Annotated in this window: 17 protein-coding genes; 8 read left to right on the top strand and 9 right to left on the bottom strand. The window is 62.7% G+C overall.

Going from position 1 to position 20,504, the window contains the following annotated elements; translation table 11 throughout:
• Nucleotide 1 precedes the first annotated feature (1 nt).
• Entirely contained in the window at nt 2–1,048 is a 1,047-nt protein-coding gene (gene hemE, locus HX613_RS07215) for a uroporphyrinogen decarboxylase (RefSeq protein ID WP_235344715.1), read from the bottom strand.
• Nucleotides 1,049–1,198: 150 nt separating this feature from the next.
• Here hemE and HX613_RS07210 point away from each other — a divergent pair, with 150 nt between their 5' ends.
• Complete coding sequence (locus tag HX613_RS07210) at nt 1,199–1,813, top strand: DUF3000 domain-containing protein (RefSeq protein ID WP_235344714.1); 615 nt, start codon at nt 1,199–1,201, stop codon at nt 1,811–1,813.
• Nucleotides 1,810–2,985, top strand: coding sequence for an HRDC domain-containing protein (locus HX613_RS07205; RefSeq protein ID WP_235344713.1), 1,176 nt, complete (start codon nt 1,810–1,812; stop codon nt 2,983–2,985). Before HX613_RS07210 ends, HX613_RS07205 begins: the two co-directional genes overlap by 4 nt.
• Nucleotides 2,986–3,014: 29 nt before the next feature.
• On the opposite strand, the gene dxs is transcribed toward HX613_RS07205, so the two are convergent.
• Nucleotides 3,015–4,955 carry a 1-deoxy-D-xylulose-5-phosphate synthase gene (gene dxs / locus HX613_RS07200; RefSeq protein WP_235344712.1) on the bottom strand — a complete coding sequence of 647 codons (1,941 nt, stop codon included), beginning with the start codon at nt 4,953–4,955 and terminating at the stop codon, nt 3,015–3,017.
• Between the two features lie 728 nt (nt 4,956–5,683).
• Complete coding sequence (locus HX613_RS07195) at nt 5,684–6,271, bottom strand: TetR family transcriptional regulator (RefSeq protein ID WP_105552377.1); 588 nt, start codon at nt 6,269–6,271, stop codon at nt 5,684–5,686.
• A gap of 101 nt (nt 6,272–6,372) precedes the next feature.
• On the opposite strand from HX613_RS07195, the gene HX613_RS07190 reads away from it, so the two are divergent.
• From HX613_RS07190 to HX613_RS07180, 3 genes are all read left to right on the top strand, one after another.
• Nucleotides 6,373–7,149, top strand: coding sequence for an SDR family oxidoreductase (locus HX613_RS07190; protein WP_235344711.1), 777 nt, complete (start codon nt 6,373–6,375; stop codon nt 7,147–7,149).
• Between the two features lie 28 nt (nt 7,150–7,177).
• Nucleotides 7,178–7,579, top strand: a complete 402-nt coding sequence (locus HX613_RS07185) for a GlcG/HbpS family heme-binding protein (RefSeq protein WP_235344710.1) — start codon at nt 7,178–7,180, stop codon at nt 7,577–7,579.
• A 194-nt stretch (nt 7,580–7,773) separates the two neighbouring features.
• Nucleotides 7,774–8,949, top strand: coding sequence for a low temperature requirement protein A (locus tag HX613_RS07180; protein WP_235344709.1), 1,176 nt, complete (start codon nt 7,774–7,776; stop codon nt 8,947–8,949).
• A gap of 448 nt (nt 8,950–9,397) precedes the next feature.
• Here the strand turns inward: HX613_RS07180 and HX613_RS07175 are convergent, their stop codons facing one another.
• Both HX613_RS07175 and acnA read right to left on the bottom strand, forming a co-directional pair.
• A complete protein-coding gene (locus HX613_RS07175) occupies nt 9,398–10,924 on the bottom strand; it encodes an Abi family protein (RefSeq protein WP_235344708.1) in 1,527 nt (508 codons plus the stop codon).
• 393 nt (nt 10,925–11,317) lie between these two features.
• Entirely contained in the window at nt 11,318–14,005 is a 2,688-nt protein-coding gene (acnA, locus tag HX613_RS07170) for an aconitate hydratase AcnA (protein WP_235344707.1), read from the bottom strand.
• A 275-nt stretch (nt 14,006–14,280) separates the two neighbouring features.
• Between acnA and HX613_RS07165 the strand changes: the two genes are divergently transcribed.
• The gene (locus tag HX613_RS07165; protein WP_143923748.1) at nt 14,281–14,472 is read left to right on the top strand and encodes a hypothetical protein; all 192 of its coding nucleotides are present in this window, start codon (nt 14,281–14,283) and stop codon (nt 14,470–14,472) included.
• Nucleotides 14,473–14,544: 72 nt separating this feature from the next.
• Here the strand turns inward: HX613_RS07165 and HX613_RS07160 are convergent, their stop codons facing one another.
• Together HX613_RS07160 and HX613_RS07155 are read right to left on the bottom strand one after the other, a co-directional pair.
• Nucleotides 14,545–15,858, bottom strand: coding sequence for a class I SAM-dependent RNA methyltransferase (locus HX613_RS07160; protein ID WP_235344706.1), 1,314 nt, complete (start codon nt 15,856–15,858; stop codon nt 14,545–14,547).
• Between the two features lie 6 nt (nt 15,859–15,864).
• Nucleotides 15,865–17,775, bottom strand: coding sequence for an APC family permease (locus HX613_RS07155; protein WP_235344705.1), 1,911 nt, complete (start codon nt 17,773–17,775; stop codon nt 15,865–15,867).
• Nucleotides 17,776–17,911: 136 nt separating this feature from the next.
• Here HX613_RS07155 and HX613_RS07150 point away from each other — a divergent pair, with 136 nt between their 5' ends.
• Both HX613_RS07150 and HX613_RS07145 read left to right on the top strand, forming a co-directional pair.
• Nucleotides 17,912–18,583: a potassium channel family protein gene (locus tag HX613_RS07150; RefSeq protein WP_235344704.1), complete on the top strand. Its 672-nt coding sequence runs from the start codon at nt 17,912–17,914 to the stop codon at nt 18,581–18,583.
• Complete coding sequence (locus HX613_RS07145; RefSeq protein WP_143923751.1) at nt 18,580–19,245, top strand: potassium channel family protein; 666 nt, start codon at nt 18,580–18,582, stop codon at nt 19,243–19,245. Before HX613_RS07150 ends, HX613_RS07145 begins: the two co-directional genes overlap by 4 nt.
• 2 nt (nt 19,246–19,247) lie before the next feature.
• Here HX613_RS07145 and HX613_RS07140 read toward each other — a convergent pair whose 3' ends face one another.
• Nucleotides 19,248–19,622 carry an OB-fold nucleic acid binding domain-containing protein gene (locus HX613_RS07140; protein WP_204235860.1) on the bottom strand — a complete coding sequence of 125 codons (375 nt, stop codon included), beginning with the start codon at nt 19,620–19,622 and terminating at the stop codon, nt 19,248–19,250.
• A 5-nt stretch (nt 19,623–19,627) separates the two neighbouring features.
• Nucleotides 19,628–20,500, bottom strand: a complete 873-nt coding sequence (locus tag HX613_RS07135; protein WP_235344703.1) for a DUF3710 domain-containing protein — start codon at nt 20,498–20,500, stop codon at nt 19,628–19,630.
• Nucleotides 20,501–20,504 lie beyond the last annotated feature (4 nt).

Raw genomic sequence — 20,504 nt, 5'->3', positions numbered from 1 at the left:
CTCAGCCCCGTGCGGACAGGATCTCTGCGGAGACGCGGTGGACTTCGGCCACGATCCGTCCGGGCACTTCGGGATCGGTGTCGGGGAGGACTCCGTGGCCGAGGTTGAAGACGAATCCCGCCTCATGTTCGAGTCCCTGCCTCACGATCTCCTCGATGCGCGGGGCCAGAGCCTCCCATGGAGCAAAGAGCAGGGCCGGATCAAGGTTGCCCTGCAACGGCTGGCCCGGCTGCACGCGTGTCGAGGCATCGGTCAGGTCGACGCGGAAGTCGACGCCGACTGCTGTGGAGCCTGCTCGCGACATGGAGGTCAGCAGTTCACCTGTCTGAACACCGAAGTGGATGCTCGGCACCTCGTGATGGCGCAGCGATTCGAAGACCGCGCTGGAGTGTTCGAGGACGTGGGCTTCGTAGTCACGTCGGGACAGGTATCCGGCCCAGGAGTCGAAGAGCTGGAACGCGGAGGCTCCGGCGCCCAGCTGCACGTCGAGGAAGGTCGAGGAGATCCGAGCGAGCTTGCTCAGCAGTAGGGAGAAGGTCTCGGGGTCCGCGGCCATGAGGGATTTGGTCTTCTCATGGTTCTTGCTCGGTCCGCCCTCGATGAGGTAGCTGGCCAGTGTGAAGGGGGCACCGGCGAAGCCGATGAGTGGTGTCTGCCCTGCCAGTTCTTCGACGATCCGGCCGATGGATTCTGCGATGTCTGGGATCTGGTCGGGTTCGAGCTCTGCCAATGCTTCGACATCGGCGCGACTGCGGATCGGATTCGCGATCACGGGCCCTGTGCCGGGGACGATCTCCACGTCGACACCGGCCGCCTGCAGCGGGACCACGATGTCGGAGAAGAAGATGGCGGCGTCCACACCATGCCTGCGCACCGGCTGCAAGGTGATCTCTGAGACGAGGTCCGGGGTGCGGCAGGCATCGAGCATCGCAGTTCCTGCACGAAGCTCGCGATATTCGGGAAGTGATCGGCCGGCCTGCCGCATGAACCAGACCGGAGTGTGCGCAATCTGCTCTCCGCGCAGGGCGGGCAACAAGGTTGAAGTCATGCCCCCATCCTCCCATCTCGGGCGGATGGATGCCCATCGGATTCCGGTTTCAAGACACTGCGTCTTGATCGCAGGTGCGGGTGAAAACTCTTGGTCCCATCACGGCGTGGACGATTCACCTCTACCGTGGCCTGATCTATCGTGGCAAGTGTGGTCAACACCTCACCTCTCAATCGCATTCCGTCGGAGTTCTCCGCCGTGACTTCGGTTCTGCGCGAAGCTCGGAACACGAACAACGTCTCGATCTCTGAAATACCGGCGCCGGCTCGCTTGGCGCCGTATTCCTACGCGTTGGGTGCCGAGGTCAGTGCCGATGAGACCTTTCTTCGAGCCAGTGGCGAAGCGATCGACGAATTGGCTACGGGCCGCATCGTCGTCCTCTATGATCCCAGCTCCCCCGAGGAGTGGGAGGGCCAGTTCCGTGTCGTGTCCTACATCCGCGCCGAGCTCGAGCACGAACTCGGCAATGAGACGATGCTCGGCCCTGTGGCCTGGACTTGGCTCGAAGAGGCCCTCGAAGCAAATGACTGCGAGGTCGTCGCCGCTGGAGGCACGACGACCCGCGTCCTCTCCGAGAGTTTCGGCACTCTTGCCGACCGGTCGTCCACGATAGACTTGGAGCTGCGCGCTTCATGGACCCCCGTGATCGCGGAGCCGGAACTGATCGGCGATCACTTCGAAGCCTGGATTGATCTGCTGTGCACAGTTGCCGGACTGCCACCGCTTCCTGAAGGAGTTTCAGCCCTGCCCGGGCGACGTCGATGACAACCGAACTACCGCTCTTGGCCACACCCGCTCATGGCGTTCCGCCGCTCGTCGACTCCGAAGCAGAATTCTCCACGGCTTGTGACGAGCTCGCACACGGATCCGGCCCCATCGCCATCGATGCCGAGCGCGCATCGGGCATCAGATATGGCCAGCGCGCATTCCTGGTTCAGCTGCGACGCGCGAATGCAGGAACCTTCCTGCTCGATTCGGAAGTGCTTGCGGACCTCAGCCCTCTCAACGCGGCTTTCGGCGCAGATGAATGGGTCATTCACTCAGTGACTCAGGATCTGCCCTGCCTGCAGGAGCGCGGCATGCGGCCGGAGGCGCTCTTCGACACCGAGCTCGCTGCCCGCATGCTCGGATGGGACAAGTTCGGTCTGGCCGCCGTGGCTGAGAGGACTCTCGGTGTCCGCTTGGCCAAGGAGCATTCTGCTGCCGACTGGTCGAAGCGACCGCTGCCGAAGGAGTGGCTCAACTATGCCGCCCTCGACGTCGAGGTCCTGCTGCCCATCCGCGACATCCTCCGTGAAGCGCTCATCGATGCCGATAAGTGGGAGTTCGCCTCGCAGGAGTTCGAACATCTCCTTGATTTCGAGCCCAAACACTTCGCTGAGCCCTGGCGCCGGACACACGGATTGACCAAACTCAAGTCACGCAAGGACATCGCCAAGGTGCGGGAGCTGTGGACTGCTCGCGATGAGATGGCTGCCGAGACCGATACCGCTCCATCGCGTATTCTGCGTGATCGGGACCTGGTCGCCCTCGCTCAGTCCCGAGTGCACTCGAGCGACGACATCATGGCAACGTGGCCCAAACTCTCCCGCGCCGACTCCGGCCGGCTCTACCGGGCCTACCGCAAAGCGACCCGACTGACGGTTGACGAGCTGCCGGGGCGGAGGGAAGCCAACATAGTTCAGACACGGACGCCGTTCAGCCACACAGATATCAAGGATCGGGTCTCGGCTCTCAAAGCTGCGATGGCAGAGCTGGCCGAAGAGCACGACATTCCTCACGACGTGCTGCTGCAGCCCGCCATCGTCAAGGCCCTCGGCGCTCAGCCGCGAGTCAACGTCGAGGAGTTCCTCGTCGAACGCGGGGCCAGGCCATGGCAGGTCGAATTGAGCGCACCGGTGCTCAGAGACGCCATCGAGACCTTGCCTGCAGCCTGAGGTTCTTGCCGGTCAGACGGCCCTGCTAGTCAGACGGCTCTGCGTGATCCCTGCTGGACCCGGTTCCTGACCTCTGACGGCAGAATATGAACGATCTCGGAGACGATTGTGGCCACGTCGAGTCCTGCGTATTCCAGGATCTCGTCGCGAGTGCCCTGCGGCAGGAACTCATCTGGGGCACCGAGTTCGAGGACTCCGACCCGCGAGTCGGCCGCCCGTAGGTCGCTGCGGATCTGCGAACCGATTCCGCCGACCTTGACACCGTCCTCGATGACAGCAACGAGGCTGTGCTCGACGGCCATGTCGATGACTCCGCCTGGCACAGGCAGAACCCAACGCGGGTCGACGATCGTTGAGGCGATTCCCTGGTCGGCCAGTTCTTCGGCCACTTCCTGGGCGCGCCCGGCGAACGGCCCGACGGAGACGATGAGCACGTCTTTGGAGGAACCTGCTGGGACCTCTCGCAGAACGTCGACGCCATCATCGAGGCGGCGCAGCGCCGGAATATCCGTGCCTACGCTTCCACGAGGGAATCGGATCACGGTCGGTGCGTCCTCGATGGCGACGGCTTCGGCCAGCTCCTCCGTCAGACGCGCGGCGTCACGAGGGGCTGCCAGTTTGAGGCCGGGCACGATACGCAGCATCGCCATGTCCCAGATTCCGTGGTGACTGGCGCCGTCCGGTCCGGTTATTCCGGCACGGTCAAGGACAAAGGTGACTCCCTGACCGTGTAGTGCCACATCCATGAGGATCTGGTCGAAGGCACGGTTGAGGAAGGTGGCATAGAGACACACGATCGGGTGCAGACCACCGTAGGAGAGGCCGGCTGCAGACGCGACGGCATGCTGTTCCGCAATGCCCACATCGAATACCCGCTTCGGATATGCCTCGGCGAATTTCGCGAGACCCACCGGGAGGAGCATGGCCGCTGTGACAGCAACGATGTCATCTCGAGTCTGCGCGATCTGGAGCACCTCTTGGCCGAAGACGGACGTCCATGAGGTCTGCTTCGACGGTGTCGACCTGCCGGTGAGCGGATCGATCACGCCGACGGAGTGGAACTGATCAGCGTCGTCGTTGAGAGCCGGGTCGTAGCCCTGGCCCTTCTGTGTGATCATGTGCACGATGACGGGTCCACCGTCGTATTGTTTGGCCCGTTGGAGCGCCTTCTCGACCATCGGCAGGTCGTGTCCGTCGACCGGTCCGAGGTACTTGATGCCGAGCTCGTCGAACATTCCGGCCTGCTCCGCGCTGACCATGTCCTTGAGACCTCGTTTGACCCCGTGGATGGCACTGTAGGCGGCGCGTCCGGGTACGCCCGACTGCCGGAGGGTCGATTTGCCCCAGGACAGCAGCTTCTCGTATCCCGAGGTCGTACGCAGTTCGTCGAGATGCTCAGCGAACCCGCCGACCGTCGGCGCGTAGGAGCGGCCGTTGTCGTTGACGACGATGATGAGCTTGCGCGGTGGTGTCGATTTGTCGGCCGCAATGGTGTTCAGCGCTTCCCAGGCCATACCGCCGGTGAGTGCTCCGTCTCCGATGACGGCTACGACGTGGCGATCGCTTTCGCCCTTGAGCTGATGCGCCTTGGCGATGCCGTCGGCCCAGGACAGAGATGCTGAAGCGTGGGAGTTCTCAATGACGTCATGTTCACTCTCGGCCCGGCTGGGGTATCCGGAGAGCCCATCACGCTGGCGCAGACTCGAGAAGTCCCCCATGCGTCCGGTGAGCAGTTTGTGAACGTAGGTCTGGTGACCGACGTCGAAGAGGATCGTATCGTGAGGAGACTCGAACACCCTGTGGATACCAACAGTGAGTTCGACCACGCCGAGGTTGGGGCCGAGGTGTCCACCTGTGCCGGCAACGGCCGTGACCAGGTAGTCCCTGATCTCCTTCGCGAGAACTTCGCATTCGGCATCGTCGAGCTCACGCAGCTGTGATGGCGAGTTCATCGACTCGAGGAATGTCATTCGGCCTCGCTCCTGAATGCAAAATAGTTAGTCTGATACTGCAATTTCCGCTCGAATCATCTTAACGCCTCACGATGCAGAGTTGGTCCACTCGAGGGTTGGGCAGGCACAGATTGTGTCTGGTTGCACTCCCCTGGGCGCCCCTCACAGCTGTCTGATCCCGCCGGTTCTCACGTCCAAACGACGACGAAGGCCGGTGGGTTGAACCCACCGGCCTTCGTCAATCAGCGTTGCCGTCGAAGAGGCAACAGCCTGAGATCAAGCAGTCGCGAGCTGACGCAGCACGTACTGAGACATGCTTCGCTGAAGTGTGCGGTAGTTGAACGCTCCTGTCGACGAGGCAAATTTCCTGATCAGAGGCACATTAGGAGGCGTGTGTGACTACTTTGCAGCTGCCCATCTATCCCCGTTGAGATGCTTCGGTTGCGGTACTTGGGAGCCTCACCCCTTCCCCGAATGCTCGCCTTGTCGCCGGTCGTGTGGAATCCTGAGGACGGCCGCTGCACCTGTCGTGGCATCTCGAAAAGTCGTCGCGTATGAGGCGTATTGGACTCCGACTTCTGACACCGAGGCCACCGCCCGATCGGGCTCCGCGTCACGTGGATTGTCAGGGAGATGATCACGAGACGCCGAACCAGAAACGAGGACGTGGGGAGCGTGAGGTCCTCACGGCATCGATCGAACGAGCCCACGCCTTGTGCTACCTCTCTACAAGTGGGGGGCAGATCTCAGCTCGGCGAAGGCGACCCCTTGACACTGCCCTCCGCGACACTGACGAGCGCCTCGACTGATGCGATGAGCAGGATGCGGTGTCGCCGAAGACGCTCAGTTGACCAGGGTCCTTCTGCAGCATGTGCGCGCAGTGCAGACGACGCGAACTGCCAGGCGGTGATCTGGCCAAGCAACAAAGCGAGCACGTCGACAGCTGCATCATCGAACGACTCCGACAGAGCTGCTACCTTGGGCGCATATGCCTGAACCTCGCCCTGCGAGGCATCGGCACGCTCAAGACCAGCCCAGGTTGTCAACCGCAAGACCTCGGGCCGTGCAGTCAAGTAGTCAAACAGTGCGCCAGCGTAGGACGGCAGATCCTCAGCAGTGAACGGCACCTCTTCGGCCATCTCGGTCAATGCCGTTGCCACGACCAGGTCGAAAAGCTGATCCTTCGGCCCGAAGTGCACATAGATCGATCGCTTGTTGACCCGTCCCGTCTTGGCAATTCGGTCCACCCGCGCGCCGGCCAGGCCGAACTGGGCGAACTCTCCGCGTGCCGCGACGAGGATCCGTCGCTTGGTGTCTGTTGCATCTGGTGGCATGCCCTCAGTCTATAGGTAACCATCTAGTTATTGACCGTGCCGGCAAGATGTGGCAGGCTTCCGTATGTAAGTATCCAGATAGTTACTCAGAGGAGTTTCACATGTCCCAGAAGATACTCATCACAGGTGCCAGCAGCGGATTCGGCCAAGGAACCGCACTGGAGCTTGCCCGTCAAGGCCACAAGGTGATCGCCGCCGCCGAGACCTGGCCACAGGTCCGTGGCCTCCGGGCGGACGCCGAAGCGGCTGGCGTCGAGCTCAAAGTCATCAAGCTCAATCTTCTCGACGCGATCGACGTTGCCCACGCCGGTTCCTTCGACGTCGACGTCCTCGTCCTGAACGCCGGCGTCATGGAGGGCGGAGCAATGGTCGACATCCCGCTGCAGCGCGTGCGGGAATCGTTCGACATCAACCTGTTCGGACATCTCGAGTTAGTCCAGGCCATCACGCCGAAGATGATCGCCCGAAAGAGCGGACGAATCGTGTGGACGTCGTCGATGGGCGGGATCCTCGTCGTTCCCTTCCTCGGTGCCTACTGCGCGACTAAGCACGCGATCGAGGCCGTCGCCGGCTCCATGAAGGCCGAGCTGGAGCAGTTCGGCATCAAGGTCGCCACCGTTAACCCCGGAGTCTTCGGAACTGGATTCAACGACACCGGCGCTGAGAGCTACGTGCAATGGCACGACGCCGAGACCGCGCACGTCCCCATGCCTGACTTTGGACCCTCACTGGCCGACCAGGCCGATCCGCAGGAAATGGTCGACGCGATGGTGGAGACCATCGTCTCTAACGATCCTGACTACCGGACTATGCGGCCACTGGAGACCATCGATGCCGCCAAGCAGTGGCAGCAAACCGAGTGGACTCAGAAGGCCTGAGGCAGAGCAGAAGAAAGGAACCAAGCTGATGTCACACCCCACGATCACGCTCGAAGCTGCTGGCCGGATCATTGACGCAGGGCAGGAGAAGGCCCGCGACCTCGGACTGAATGCAGTCCTCGCCGTCCTTGACGCCGGGTCGAATCTCGTCGCTTTCGAGCGAATGGATGGAGCCTGGCTGGCTTCCAACGATCTCGCGCTGGCGAAATCACGAACCTCAGTCATGTTCGAGGCACCAAGCGAAGCGCTGAACGCGCCCCTGCAGATCGGCGAGCCCGTCCCGCACTTCGACCACACCAACGGTGGGCTCCTGTTGATGGGCGGCGGCGTTCCGATCCTGGACGAGAACGGTCGGCTCATCGGCGCGCTCGGCGTCTCGGGTGGAACGCCCGAACAGGACGCCGAGATTGCCCGCACCGCAGTCGGCTAAGGATTTAGCCAGGGTGTGCTTCCAGAGCCACGCAAGGAGGCACGCCCTGGCTGCCGCGAGGACGACTATTTTTGGAACAGTCGTGGCTCGTTCACACCTCACTGGTGCTCCAACTCATTGACCGACGACTCAAATGAGCACCCCGGCGACCAACACTGGTCGCCGGGGTTCTCAACGGATTAGGATTCTGCACCATGCCCACCTCCTCTCGATTCGGCCTTGTGCCCATGCGACCGCGCGACCCGCACGAATCCGGGCGGACAGCCTCCACGCTGGAGTTGTTCTTTGACCTGGTCTTCGTTGTCGCTGTGAGCATTGCGGCCGCCCAGTTGCATCACGAGCTCGTCGAGGGCCACATCCTTGACGGCATCGTCACTTACTTGATCGTGTTCTTCGGGATCTGGTGGGCGTGGATGAACTTCACCTGGTTCGCCACCAGCTTCGATACCGATGACTGGCTCTACCGAGTACTGACCATCGTCCAGATGGGCGGCGTACTGGTCCTCGCCTCTGGCATCGGCCCGGTATTCGAGGAGCACGACTTCTCTGTTTTGATTCTCGCGTACGTCGTCATGAGGCTGGCACTCGTCGCCCAATGGCTGCGCGCATCTCGAGGAGCAGGATCGGCACGCCGCGCAACCCTCATCTACGCGGGCGGCATCGGCCTGGTTCAGGTCCTCTGGCTCACCGCCTTGCTATTGCCGGCAGGCCTATTCCCAGTCGCTTTGGTCCTGCTGTTCGTCGCGGAGATCTCTGTACCGATCGTCGCTGACCACACCGGCTCGACCCCATGGCATCCGCATCACATCACCGAGCGGTACGGACTGTTCACCCTCATCCTTCTCGGCGAGAGCCTGCTGGCTTCCGCGAACGCGATCATCGAAGCCGTGCACGACGCCGATGCAATCGGGCCACTGATTTCGATCGCCGTTCTCACACTCATCGCCACCGCGGCACTGTGGTGGATCTACTTCTGGCCGCCACACCACCGCGCTATCAACGGGATTTGGAGCTCACTGGTCTACGGCTACGGTCACTACTTCATCTTCGCTGCTGCTGGAGCGTTCTCCGCTGGCATCGAGGTTGAGATCGACGTTCTCACCGGTCACAGCCAGTTGCATCAACCCTGGGCATCGTTCGCCTACACGGTCCCGTTAGCGGTATTCGTCGTCGGCATATGGGCGCTGGCGATCAGGTCCCATGCAGACCAAATCGTCAATACGGTCATACCCGGAGCAGCTCTTCTGATTCTCGTCGACCCCCTGATCCCCGTTCCCTTCGCGCTCACAGCCGCGATTCTCGCGGGAACAATCGTCGTGCTCGTTTGGCGGCATCCGATCGACCGCCGTGTCACGCAAACGGATGTCTGAATCAGCGCCTGGCGATGTGGGATGGGGTGTTCGCATAAGGGCACCATTCATATAGTTGAAGGCGGCCCCTTCGAACAGGTCCACAAAATTCCTGGACTGGATCACCCCGGGTTTATTATCGGCTCGCAAGTGTTGCGCCGGCGGATGCAGTCTCCGCACGACAGGCGCATCGTCATCGCCGAGGATATGGCTGAGGCCTTTACCCCACGCGGCGTCCTACGCTGAGTTACCGAAAGGCGCGAGCTGCTCTCTCCTCTGCAGGAACCTGCGTGATCTGCGCAAGGCGCGCCCAAGAAGCCACGCGCTTCATTCATCAATCCCCAACGGCAAGTGCGCGGTCTCGAACCGTGGGAACCCCGCGAGGTGCACCTAGCTGCGGGCCACCGTTCACCACCGCAGTATGAAAATTGGCAGGCCAGCGTTCCATGAGACGCCGTCTGCCCGGGCGCTAGCTCCGCCTCGGTACTACGAAGCTGCTCGTGGCGTCCGCGTCTTCGACTGCCGCCTCGAAGTCCTGCTCGGTGACTGAGTACAGCAGGTCGACCGGCGATCGATCCGAGCCGTCCGAATCTTTCGGCAGTCCAGGGTGCGGTGTCTGCCACCAACCCAGCAGCGCCGCGGCGACTGGCGCTGGCTCCGCGTCCTCGCAAGCCGCAGCAAACGCCTTGTTGATCTCCGCGAGGGCGTCGATGATCTTGCCGTCGCGAAACTGGAAAACGGGATAGAGCTTGGTCTTCCCCAGTTCGACCTCGATCACGACCTGGTGCTTCCGATAGGCCCGCAGCAGGCTGCGCTGGGCCGCCTTCAACGCCCGCGACGCCTGCTCCGGGGTCCGATCATGCTCGGCCTCAGTGACCTCTGCGTGAGTCAGCGCGGCTCGCGTCTCTGCAGCTGTCCAGCACTTGGCGCGGTCGAGCAAGCTGGCCGCCAGCATCGGCGAGGGATCGAGCGAGAAGCCCCGACCCCAGGCCGAGCTGCTCCGCCAGCCGTCGGGGAAACCGAGCTGGGCCACGGAGAATCCGATCTCCTGCGACCTGGCCTCGATGAGGTCGGCGACGTCGACGACGTCGGACCGCTCCGGCGCGATGCTCAGCATCAGGTGGCGCAGGATGAGCAGCACGCCATAGAGCTTGTTACTCATGCCATCGCCGACGAGCGGGGCCAGGAGGTGGCTCGCGTCCGTGCGCACCCGCCCCGGCGCGTCGATGACCACGTCGAAGCTGCGGTTCCACAGGCGGCCGTAGTGCGCGCAGATGTTCCGGACATTGCGAAGGTTGTTGAGCCAGTTGCTCAGGGCACCGCGGTCGCCGCGACCGTCGGCGGTGCTGATCTCGAACCGCGCGGCAAGGATCTCCTGGTCGGCTTGGGGCATCAGGTCGTAGAGGCCACTTAGGACGCCGAAGGACATCACCTCCGTGGCCACCCAGATCGGCAGGTGTGGACCGTAGGTTTCGCGGAAGTGCACGATAAAGTCGCCCCGCGCACGCTTCTCGTGGCGGTCGTACTCCTCGAGCCATTCGCGGTAGGCAGTGGTCGGTTCGGGCGACTCATTCTGGTCCGCCGGCCGGACCGCGCCGAGCTTCTCAGGACGCCGATGGGCAAACCGATCCTCCCTGCCGAGCCGGTGGCCAACGTAGAACCGAAACGACGTCTCGACCATGCTGATGATGTTGCCCAGACGGGCCCGCAGCTCGTCGTCGAACTCGTAGAGGGCGACTACGTAGGCCATGCTCGTCTCGGGCACGAACGAGTCCAGGCGAATCTCGCGGCCGTCCTTGTCGAAACGATCCGCAGGTGGCTCGGGCCGAGCTCGGTGGAGGTGCCAGTATCCCGACAGCCGGTAGTAGCCGTAGCGCTCAAGGACGCCCGAAGCGAAGGTCTCTGCTCCGCAGTCCATGCCCCGCCCGCGCAGCCGCCGGATCTGCTCGGGGATCGTCAGGAACGGCTTGGCGTAGGTGCTGTCCGGCGTGGTCATATGCTTATCGTCCTCGCGTCCCCGGCGCGGGGCAGAAAGAGAACAGGCCCGCGTCTCATCTAGAGAAGCGGACCTGTCGTGTTGGTACAAGCATACGGCGTCGGCGCACACGGGTCAATCGGACAGAGGAGGAGCGGTCAACGAGCCCTCAGTGCTCGCCCGGCCCGTGGGTTGGTCGGACTCTGAACTGGCGATGAAGAGCGGTCGTGCACCTGCAAGACACAGGCATCCCCGACGCCTGAGCAGAATGACCCATTTTGGCGTCGACATCTCGACTGTGCCATAGACACATATGCCCCGCCAGGCCGAAGCCTGACGGGGCGCACATGTGAGACGCTGGAGCTAGACACGGCCGGGTGTGTCAGCGGCCAGATAGCCTCATATTCGAGGAAATCACTTACTACCGGCAAGTTGGCGAAGCACGTACTGCAGGATGCCGCCGTTACGGTAGTAATCGGCTTCACCCGGGGTGTCGATGCGGACTACTGCGTCGAAGTCGACGGTGGTTCCGTCTTCCTTCGCTGCCGAGACCTTGACGGTCTTGGGAGTCTTGCCTTCGTTGAGCTCGGTGATGCCGGAGATCGAGAAGGTCTCCGTGCCATCGAGACCCAGCGAATCAGCTGATTCGCCGACGGGGAACTGCAGGGGAACAACACCCATGCCGATGAGGTTCGAGCGGTGGATGCGCTCGAAGCTCTCGGTGATGACAGCTTCGACGCCGAGCAGCTTCGTGCCCTTGGCAGCCCAGTCACGCGAGGATCCCGAACCGTATTCCTTGCCACCGAGGATGACAAGGGGGGTGCCGGCATTCGCGTAGTTCACGGATGCGTCGAAGATCGAGGTCTGCGGACCGCCCTCCTGCGTGAAGTCGCGGGTGAAGCCACCCTGGACTCCGTCGAGGAGCTGGTTCTGCAGGCGGATGTTCGCGAACGTGCCGCGGATCATCACCTCGTGGTTGCCGCGACGCGAACCGAAGGAGTTGAAGTCCTTGCGCTCGACGCCGTGCTCGATGAGGTACTTGCCGGCCGGAGTGTCGGCCTTGAAGGAACCTGCAGGCGAGATGTGGTCGGTGGTGACCGAGTCGCCGAGCTTCGCCAGCACGCGTGCGCCCTTGATGTCGGAAACAGGCTCTGCTTCCAGGCCCATTCCGTCGAAGAAGGTGGGTTTGCGCACGTAGGTCGACTCATCGTCCCACTCGAAGATGGCGCCTTCTGGCGTCTGCAGCGCCTTCCAGCGGTCGTCACCTTCGAAGATCCGGCCGTATTCCTCGTCGAACATATCTGTCGAGATCGACGAGGCGATGACCGACTCGACCTCTTCCGGCGAGGGCCACAGATCCTTGAGGTAGACGTCTACGCCTTCCGAGTCCTGGCCCAAAGGCTGGTTGTCGAAGTCGAAGTCCATGGTTCCGGCCAGAGCATAGGCGATGACCAGTGGAGGCGAGGCGAGGTAGTTCATCTTCACATCGGGGCTGATGCGGCCCTCGAAGTTACGGTTGCCGGAGAGAACTGCACTGACTGCCAGGTCGTTGTCCTGGATGCTCTCCGAGATATCGGAATCGAGCGGTCCGGAGTTGCCGATGCAGGTGGTGCAGCCGTAGCCGACGACGAAGAAGTTGAGTGCTTCGAGGTCCTCAATGAGGTTGGCCTTCTTGTAGTACTCGGTGACGACCTTCGAACCCGGAGCGATGGAGGTCTTGACCCAGGGCTTGGAGTTGAGTCCGCGTTTGCGAGCATTGCGGGCCAGGAGGCCTGCAGCCAGCATCACCGATGGGTTCGAGGTGTTGGTGCACGAAGTGATCGAAGCGATCGCCACAGCACCGTTGGCCAGTTCGAAGCTGGATCCGTCGCCGGTGGTGACGGGAGCCGACTTGTTCTCCTCACCGGGCTTCGCGTAGTTGTGGATGTCCTTGGCGAACTGGTTCTTCGCGTCGGAGAGTTCGATGCGGTCCTGCGGGCGCTTCGGTCCTGAGATCGAAGGCACGACGGTGGAGAGATCGAGCTCGATGTACTCCGAGTACGCAACTTCCTTGCTGGGGTCGTGCCACAGACCCTGGGTCTTGGCATAGTCCTCAACCAGCTGGATCTGTTCGGCCGAACGACCGGTGAGCTTCAGGTAGTCGATGGTGACCTCGTCGATCGGGAAGATCGCGGCGGTCGAACCGAACTCGGGGCTCATGTTGCCGATCGTCGCGCGGTTGGCCAGAGGCACCGCGGAGACGCCCTCGCCGTAGAACTCGACGAACTTTCCGACTGCTCCGTGCTGACGCAGCATATCGGTGATCGTGAGCACGACGTCCGTTGCAGTCACGCCGGAGGGGATTTCGCCGGTCAGCTTGAAGCCGACGACGCGAGGGATGAGCATCGAGACGGGCTGGCCGAGCATTGCTGCCTCGGCTTCGATTCCGCCGACGCCCCAGCCGAGCACACCGAGTCCGTTGACCATGGTGGTGTGGGAGTCGGTGCCGACCAGTGTGTCCGGGTAGGCGCGGAGCACACCGTCGACCTCACGCGGCATGACGACGCGTGCGAGGTGCTCGATGTTGACCTGGTGGACGATTCCCATGCCTGGAGGAACGACCTTGAAGTCGTCGAAGGCCGTCTGGCCCCAGCGCAGGAACTGGTAGCGCTCACCGTTGCGCTTGTACTCCATGTCCATGTTGAGATCGATCGCTTCGGCGGTGCCGAAGTTGTCGATCTGAACCGAGTGGTCGATGACCAGCTCGGCCGGAGCCAGCGGGTTGACCTGTTCCGGCTTTCCACCGAGTTCGACGACCTTCTCGCGCATTGTCGCGAGGTCGACGATGCAGGGCACGCCGGTGAAGTCCTGCATGACCACACGGGCGGGGGTGAACTGAATTTCCGTAGCCGGCTCAGCACTGGGATCCCAGCTGCCGAGGGCTTCGATATGCTCCGAAGTGATATTCGCACCATCTTCAGTGCGCAGCAGATTCTCCAACAGCACCTTGAGGCTGAATGGAAGCTTCTCTGATCCTGGGACCTGATCCAGGCGATAGATCTCGTAATCCGTTTCGCCTACGGTCAGGGTGCTCTTCGATTTGAACGTATCGACGTTGCTCATCGTGATTCTCCTGTTTCATCCGACACTCATCCAAGAAACCGGGCCAGCCCGTGAGCCGCGCACCGATTTACGCGACACAAATGTTTCCAAAAGTATCTTGACGTCAAGATAAATTCTATCTCATTTGGTCGCCCTTGACCACCTTCGGAGCATGGCCTGTCGGTGAACTGAGAATCGGGTTTTCCCCAAGTCACAGTCCGGACAACTCCCGCGCGAAACGGTGCCGCACGTCCCTAATCTGGAGTCACATCAGCAGCTGCGAACTAGGAGCATTCATGGACCCGTTCACTCTCGGAGCCGGATTCGGATTCGGGGCACTCCTCGTCGGCATCATCTTCGCCGTCATCTGTCGAACCCTGGCCGATGAGAAGGGCCGCTCCTCAGGATGGTGGGGCCTATGGGGCTTCCTCACCACCTTCATCGCGCTCATCGTCCTCGTCCTCCTCCCCCAGAGAGCGCGAACCTGAGATCCTCAGCCGCCGAGGTGGGCGCCGATTGAGATCTCTCCCTCGCCGAGGTGGGCCTCAGCCCCGATGCGGTCATCGCCTGAGGACGGTGACCGTTTCCACGTGGGCAGTGAGTGGGAACAGATCGAAGCCGCGCAGGCTCTCGATCGCAAATCCTCCGTCGACCAGGACCGCCAGATCCCGAGCCAGCGTGGCAGCGTCGCAGGAGACATAGACGATCGTCTTCGCACTCGACTCGAGCAGAGCTCGGGTGACTGCCTTTCCCGCTCCGGAACGCGGAGGATCCAGAACGATGACGTCAGAGTTCGGAATCGTCACTCGGTCCACCCGGGACGCGTCGAAGGCGGCGTTGAGGCCCTTTGCATTCACCTTCGCGTTCTCGATCGCCGACTTCGCGCCCTCGACCCCGTAGAGCCTGGCACCAGTGGCATCGGCGGCGCTGATTCCCAACAGCCCCACTCCGCAGAAGAGATCCGTGATCATCTGTGTCTTCTCGCTCAGCACCGCATTGACCTGAGCGCTCAGCAGCTGGGGAGCCTGTTCGTGAACCTGCCAGAACCCATCAGCCGCGACCCGGTAGTCACGCCCGGCGACCTTTTCGATCAGTTGGTCCTCTCCCCTGACCACGGAGAGTTTCGTGTGGCCGCCCTTGGTGCTGATCCTCTTCCGGCCGCTTCCGTTTCGCGCATCGGCGAGGACTGACCACTGCGCAGGCAGAGCCTGTGCCAGGTCGGTCAGCGCGGAGGGATCACAGTCACCGCGCACGATCGCGGCTCCGCGATCACCTGACCAGGCGAACTCGAGTCGATCGGCACCCGGCAGTCGCAGTGACGTCAGGGCAACCTCGGCGATGGCAGATGTCGCCAACGGAGCCGAGACCAAGGGCACGACATCGTGGGAACGCGGGGCCAACATGCCCAGGCGGCCATGTCCGTCGACGGCCAGCTGGACCCGGGTCCGCCAGTTCAGTCCGGTCGTCTCCCCCGGTGCTGCCGCGACATCGACGCTGCGGTCGATATGCCCGATGCGCGAAAGCTGGTCGCTCAGGGCTTGAGCCTTGAGCTCACGGCTGTGGGCGAGGTCGACATGGGCGAACTCCATCCCACCGAACAGTCTCGGACTCTGCGCGTCCTCGGCGAGGAACTGCTCGCGACGGTCTCGAACACGATGCTCCGAGGCGTCCAGCACCTCGGTGACGTCGGCGCGGAGGAACTTCGCGGCCGTTCCGGCCTCGGTGCGAGCACGCACGGTCTCCCCCGGGATCGCTCCGGTGACGAAGACGACCTGCCCTTCGTGACGCGCAATGCTGATGCCGCCGGCGGCGGGACTCTCGATGTGCAGGGTCAGATCCATGGCCGGAATCGCTTCGGCTGAAGGTGCGCTCATCAGTGTTCAAGCCTGTCTGTACAGTGGATTGTCGTTTTCGGGTCCATCGCCGCCGTACTGCCGGGAAAAGGAACGCAACCGCCAGGGCACGGAGACCACGACGACGTTGGGGACCAACAGCAGACGAGTGCGCAGCTTCAAGGCTACTTGGTTGTGCAGGATGTGTTCCCACCAGCGCCCGACGATGAACTGGGGAATGTAGACGATGACAAGGTCACGCGGTGATCGGCGGCGGATCGCGAGCACATGCGCCAGCAGCGGCCGGAGGAGCTCCCGATAGGGCGAGTCGAGGACCGTCAGCGGCACGGGCAGCGCCATCTCGTTCCACTGCCGCTGCAGCGCACCAGCCGAATCCTCATCGACGGCGACGGTGATCGCCTCGAGCTGACTGGAGCGTGTCACCCGCGCATACGACAGAGCTCGCAGCGTCGGTTTGTTGATCTCATTGACGACGACGATCGCGTGGGTGTTCGACGGGATCGTGCGGGAGCCCCCGCCCGCCTCCGGGGCCAGTTCCCGGGCAACGCGAGAGTAGTGACGATGGATTGCGCCCATGATCAGGAACAGTCCGGCCATCGCCGCGACCGCCAGCCAGGCACCGGCGAGGAACTTCGAGACTATGACGACGAGCAGCACGCCTGAGGCGATGATGCACCCGGCCCCGTTGACGAGGCGATTGAGGTGCATTCGCACCCGCGCCTTCGAGTCGATGACCAGTCGCAGGCGCTTGTTCCAGTGCAGGACCATGCCCGCTTGGCCGACGACGAAGCTGGCGAAGACACCGACGAGATAGAGCTGAATCAGCGTCGTTGCCGAGGCCTGCGTCGCGATGACGAGCAGGATAGCGGCGAAGGCCAAGAGCAGGATGCCGTTCGAGAACGTCAGCCGATCGCCCTTCGTCGCCAACTGCCTGGGCAGGAATCCGTCGCGTGCCAGTCGAGAGGCGAGGCCGGGGAATCCTTCGACCGCGGTGTTCGCGGCCACGATGAGAACGAGCGCTGCGACGAGCACAACGAGGTAGAACATCACGGGTGCATTGTCGAAGATGGCATGCGCCAGCTGCGCGAGCACCGGTTCCTGTTCGTATTCGGCGCTGACCGCATTGCCGTCGGGTCGCATCAGGTAGAGGTGCGGATCGTCGACGTATTTGACCCCGGTCACCGAGGCCAGATAAGTCAGGCCGGTGAGCATCAGTGCCGCCAGCAGGCCGGAGAGCAGCAGGGTGTTGCCGGCGTTCTTGCCGCGCGGCTTCTTGAATGCAGGCACCGCTGTGGCCACCGTCTGCACACCGGCCAATGCCACTGAACCCGAGGAGAAGGCGCGCAGGACGATGAGGACCGTCGCCAGCCCGAGGGTGGCTTCGTCGTTGACTCCGGTGTGGACAACGGTGTAGTCGGCAGTCTCCGCCTGCGGCGTGTCTCCGGCACCGACCCGCAGCAGGCCCACGCACATGGTGAGGAATACAGCACCGAGGAACAGGTAGGTCGGGACGGCAAGCAGCACCGGGGTGGCGCGTGAACCACGCAGCCCGGCCAGGGTGATGAGCAGAATCCCGATGATCGCCACGGCGACACGGTATGGTGCCAGAAGTGGGAAGGCCGTGGTGATGTAGGCGGCGAAGACCGTCATCGACACGGCCAGGGTCAGCACATAGTCGACCAGCAGGGCCGCAGCGACGACCAGACCGGCACGGGGCCCGAGGTTCTTCGACGCGACCTCGTAGTCGCCGCCACCCGAGGGGTAGGCCTTGACGTTGATGCGGTAGCAGGCGACGATCACCAAGATCACCGCGCCGACGGCTACACCGATCCAGGGCGCCACAGTCAGAGCGACAAGAGATGTCAGGGACAGCGCCAGTAAGATCTCGTCGGGGGCATAGGCCACGGACGAGAGCATGTCGGACGCGAAGACAGGCATTGCGATGCGCTTCTTCAGCGCAGGCGCACGCCTGTCCTCACTGCGGAAGGGCCGTCCAACGAGTAGTCTTTTGACGGCATCAGAAAAACTGCTGGCCACGGGCACTAATGGTAGATCAATGCGGAGAGGATTACCCATGCACTTCGTGATTATGGGCTGCGGCCGAGTCGGAGCGTCCTTGGCCAAAGCCCTCGATGCCAATGGGCACTCGGTGGCTGTAGTCGATCGCAACCCCGATGCGTTCCTCAAGCTCGGCAGGGAATTCAGCGGTTCCACCATCACCGGCATCGGGTTCGATCGTGAGACTCTCTCCCAGGCGAAGACCGCGGACGCCTACGCCTTCGCCGCCGTGTCCAGCGGAGACAATTCCAATATCCTCGCTGCGCGTGTCGCCCGGGAGACCTTCGGTGTGGTCAACGTCGCGGCCAGAATCTACGATCCCAACCGCGCCCAGGTGTTCGAACGACTGGGCATTCCGACCGTTCCCACAGTGAGGTGGACGGCCGACCAGGTGATGCGCAAACTCGTTCCGCAGGGATCCATCACCGAATTCCGCGAGCCTTCAGGCAGACTCGTGCTCGCCGAAGTCCATCTCGATCCCGGCTGGGTGGCCAGGCCGATCAAGGAGATCGAGACCAGGACCAAGGCACGGGTCGCCTACGTCACTCGTCTGTCCGAGGGCATCCTCGCTCATGAGGATCTGCTCCTCCAGGACGGGGACCTGGTTCATCTGATGTGTCCGGTGGACCGCCTCGGCGAGATCGAGAAGATTCTGGACCTGCCGGTGCGAGCAATGGAGGAAGAATGAGAGTCGTCATCGCAGGGGCCGGGTCCGTCGGTCGTTCAGTGGCTCGGGAGCTCATCGACAAGGAGCACGCCGTTCTTCTCATCGATCAGAGCAAGGAAGCTCTGGGTCATGAGCGCATACCGGGTGCCGAATGGCTGCTCTCGGATGCGTGCGAGCTGGCTGGGTTGGGTGAGGCGAAGCTCGAGGAGGCCGATGTCGTCGTCGCCGCGACCGGTGATGACAAGACGAATCTCGTTCTGTCGCTGTTGGCGAAGACGGAGTTCGGTGTTCCGCGCACCGTTTCGCGGGTGAACAACCCGAAGAACGAGTGGCTCTTCGACGAGAACTGGGGCGTCGACGTAGCAGTGTCGACACCACGACTGATGACTGCCCTGGTCGAGGAGGCCGTCGAGGTCGGCGGCCTGGTGCATCTGATGAGCTTCGAACGCGGTCAGGCTGGTCTGATGGAGTTCACCGTTCATGAGTCGTCCGCGCTCGTCGCATCACGGATCGGCGAAATCGCCTTCCCGCTGGACACGGTGCTCGTCGCGGTCATCCGCAACTCGCGGGCATTCGCGCCCAGCGCCGATGACGTGATCGAGGCCGGAGACGAGCTGTTCTTCCTCTCCTCCCCGGATCAGGAAGGTGCGCTGCTCGAACTGCTGCAGGCTCCCGCTCGATGAGCTCACTCGTGGTCGTCGCGGGTCTGAATCAGCTCGTAGACCGGGTTGTGGGACTTCAGCGCTCCGTCATGAGCACAGAAGCGTCCTTCGAGGACGATCAGTGCTCCGGGCCTGATTCCGCTGATCTCGCGGCGACCCAGGAACTGTGCATGGACTTCCCCGGTCCCATCGGCAACCGTGATGTGCAGACGGGGGCTGTCGCCGCTGCATGACTGTGTCACTGCGCTGACGACACCGGCGATCCTCGACATCTTCCGAGGGGTCAGATCCTGCACGCTGATGACGCCGGGAATCTGGGACACCAATCTCAGATCGGCACGCGCCTCGGCGTCCCTGGACCCGAAGTCACGCACGAGGCGTGTGATGAGATCCAGCATGGAACTCAGCGGACCTCGGTGATTTCCGGACCGCGTTCGAACGGGTTGAGTTCGTCCTTGTCCTCGTCCTCGGTCTCAGAATCTCCGTCGACCTGTGGCGCGGTGAGCACGATGAGCTCACGCGGAGCCATCGCCTCATGTCCTCTGTCGACGACGACGCCGCGGAAGAGTGCGCTGAGTTCGGACCGGATCTCTTCGTCGGTGACGGCCTTGCCGGAGAACACCGCGCGGACGAACCAGCGGGGACCGTCGACTCCTGCGAAGCGCATGGCACGCTTCCCCGGGCGACCGTCCTCGGTCTTGGCAGGAACCTCGACAGCAAGCTCTCTGCCCAGCGAGGTGTGCAGCTCCGAGGCTTCGCCGCCCTGTGAGGTCACTCCGGTCGCCAACTGTTTGCGAACGGTATTCCACAGTCCTTCCGAGCGTGGGGTCGCGAAGGCCTGCAGCTGGATTCCCCCGCCTTCATGGATGAGTGTCACTGCCAGCACTCTCTGGGAGTCGTCGTCGGTGTCAAGGCGCACCTGCATGCCGTCGACGACCGGCACCTTGAGAGCACCCAGATCGAGCCGGTTGAGCTCAGGGAAGTCCTCCGCGGCGTCGAACGGGCCCTTCTCGGAACGGTCGAAGGGAGCGGACTTCTCGAGCAGGGCCTCCTCGTCAAGTTCGTCAACGTCTTCGTCGTCTATCGGGCCATCTGAGTCTTCGTCAGCAGTCGAGCCTTCAGACACGCTCGAGTCGGTCTCGTCCGAATCGGCTTCGGTGGAGTCTTCGGCATCGGTGCCATCTGTCACAACGTCGTCGACGTCATGTTCCTCATCGACGGTGTCGTCGATCTTCTCATCGGAGGATTTCTTGGAGAATCGGGAGAACAGTCCCATGGTC

Source organism: Brevibacterium sp. UCMA 11754, assembly GCF_021532275.1.
Classification (GTDB): Bacteria; Actinomycetota; Actinomycetes; order Actinomycetales; family Brevibacteriaceae; genus Brevibacterium.
Note: the sequence above shows the minus strand (reverse complement) of the source record. Positions and strands in the feature narration are given on the sequence as shown.

Bases quoted from the DNA above. Each gene is read 5' to 3' on its own strand.
- hemE (WP_235344715.1), bottom strand. From the start codon at position 1,048: ATGACTTCAACCTTGTTGCCCGCCCTGCGCGGAGAGCAGATTGCGCAC.
- HX613_RS07205 (WP_235344713.1), top strand. From the start codon at position 1,810: ATGACAACCGAACTACCGCTCTTGGCCACACCCGCTCATGGCGTTCCG.
- dxs (WP_235344712.1), bottom strand. From the start codon at position 4,955: ATGACATTCCTCGAGTCGATGAACTCGCCATCACAGCTGCGTGAGCTC.
- HX613_RS07195 (WP_105552377.1), bottom strand. From the start codon at position 6,271: ATGCCACCAGATGCAACAGACACCAAGCGACGGATCCTCGTCGCGGCA.
- HX613_RS07190 (WP_235344711.1), top strand. From the start codon at position 6,373: ATGTCCCAGAAGATACTCATCACAGGTGCCAGCAGCGGATTCGGCCAA.
- HX613_RS07185 (WP_235344710.1), top strand. From the start codon at position 7,178: ATGTCACACCCCACGATCACGCTCGAAGCTGCTGGCCGGATCATTGAC.
- HX613_RS07180 (WP_235344709.1), top strand. From the start codon at position 7,774: ATGCCCACCTCCTCTCGATTCGGCCTTGTGCCCATGCGACCGCGCGAC.
- HX613_RS07175 (WP_235344708.1), bottom strand. From the start codon at position 10,924: ATGACCACGCCGGACAGCACCTACGCCAAGCCGTTCCTGACGATCCCC.
- acnA (WP_235344707.1), bottom strand. From the start codon at position 14,005: ATGAGCAACGTCGATACGTTCAAATCGAAGAGCACCCTGACCGTAGGC.
- HX613_RS07165 (WP_143923748.1), top strand. From the start codon at position 14,281: ATGGACCCGTTCACTCTCGGAGCCGGATTCGGATTCGGGGCACTCCTC.
- HX613_RS07160 (WP_235344706.1), bottom strand. From the start codon at position 15,858: ATGAGCGCACCTTCAGCCGAAGCGATTCCGGCCATGGATCTGACCCTG.
- HX613_RS07155 (WP_235344705.1), bottom strand. From the start codon at position 17,775: ATGCCTGTCTTCGCGTCCGACATGCTCTCGTCCGTGGCCTATGCCCCC.
- HX613_RS07150 (WP_235344704.1), top strand. From the start codon at position 17,912: ATGCACTTCGTGATTATGGGCTGCGGCCGAGTCGGAGCGTCCTTGGCC.
- HX613_RS07145 (WP_143923751.1), top strand. From the start codon at position 18,580: ATGAGAGTCGTCATCGCAGGGGCCGGGTCCGTCGGTCGTTCAGTGGCT.
- HX613_RS07140 (WP_204235860.1), bottom strand. From the start codon at position 19,622: ATGCTGGATCTCATCACACGCCTCGTGCGTGACTTCGGGTCCAGGGAC.
- HX613_RS07135 (WP_235344703.1), bottom strand. From the start codon at position 20,500: ATGGGACTGTTCTCCCGATTCTCCAAGAAATCCTCCGATGAGAAGATC.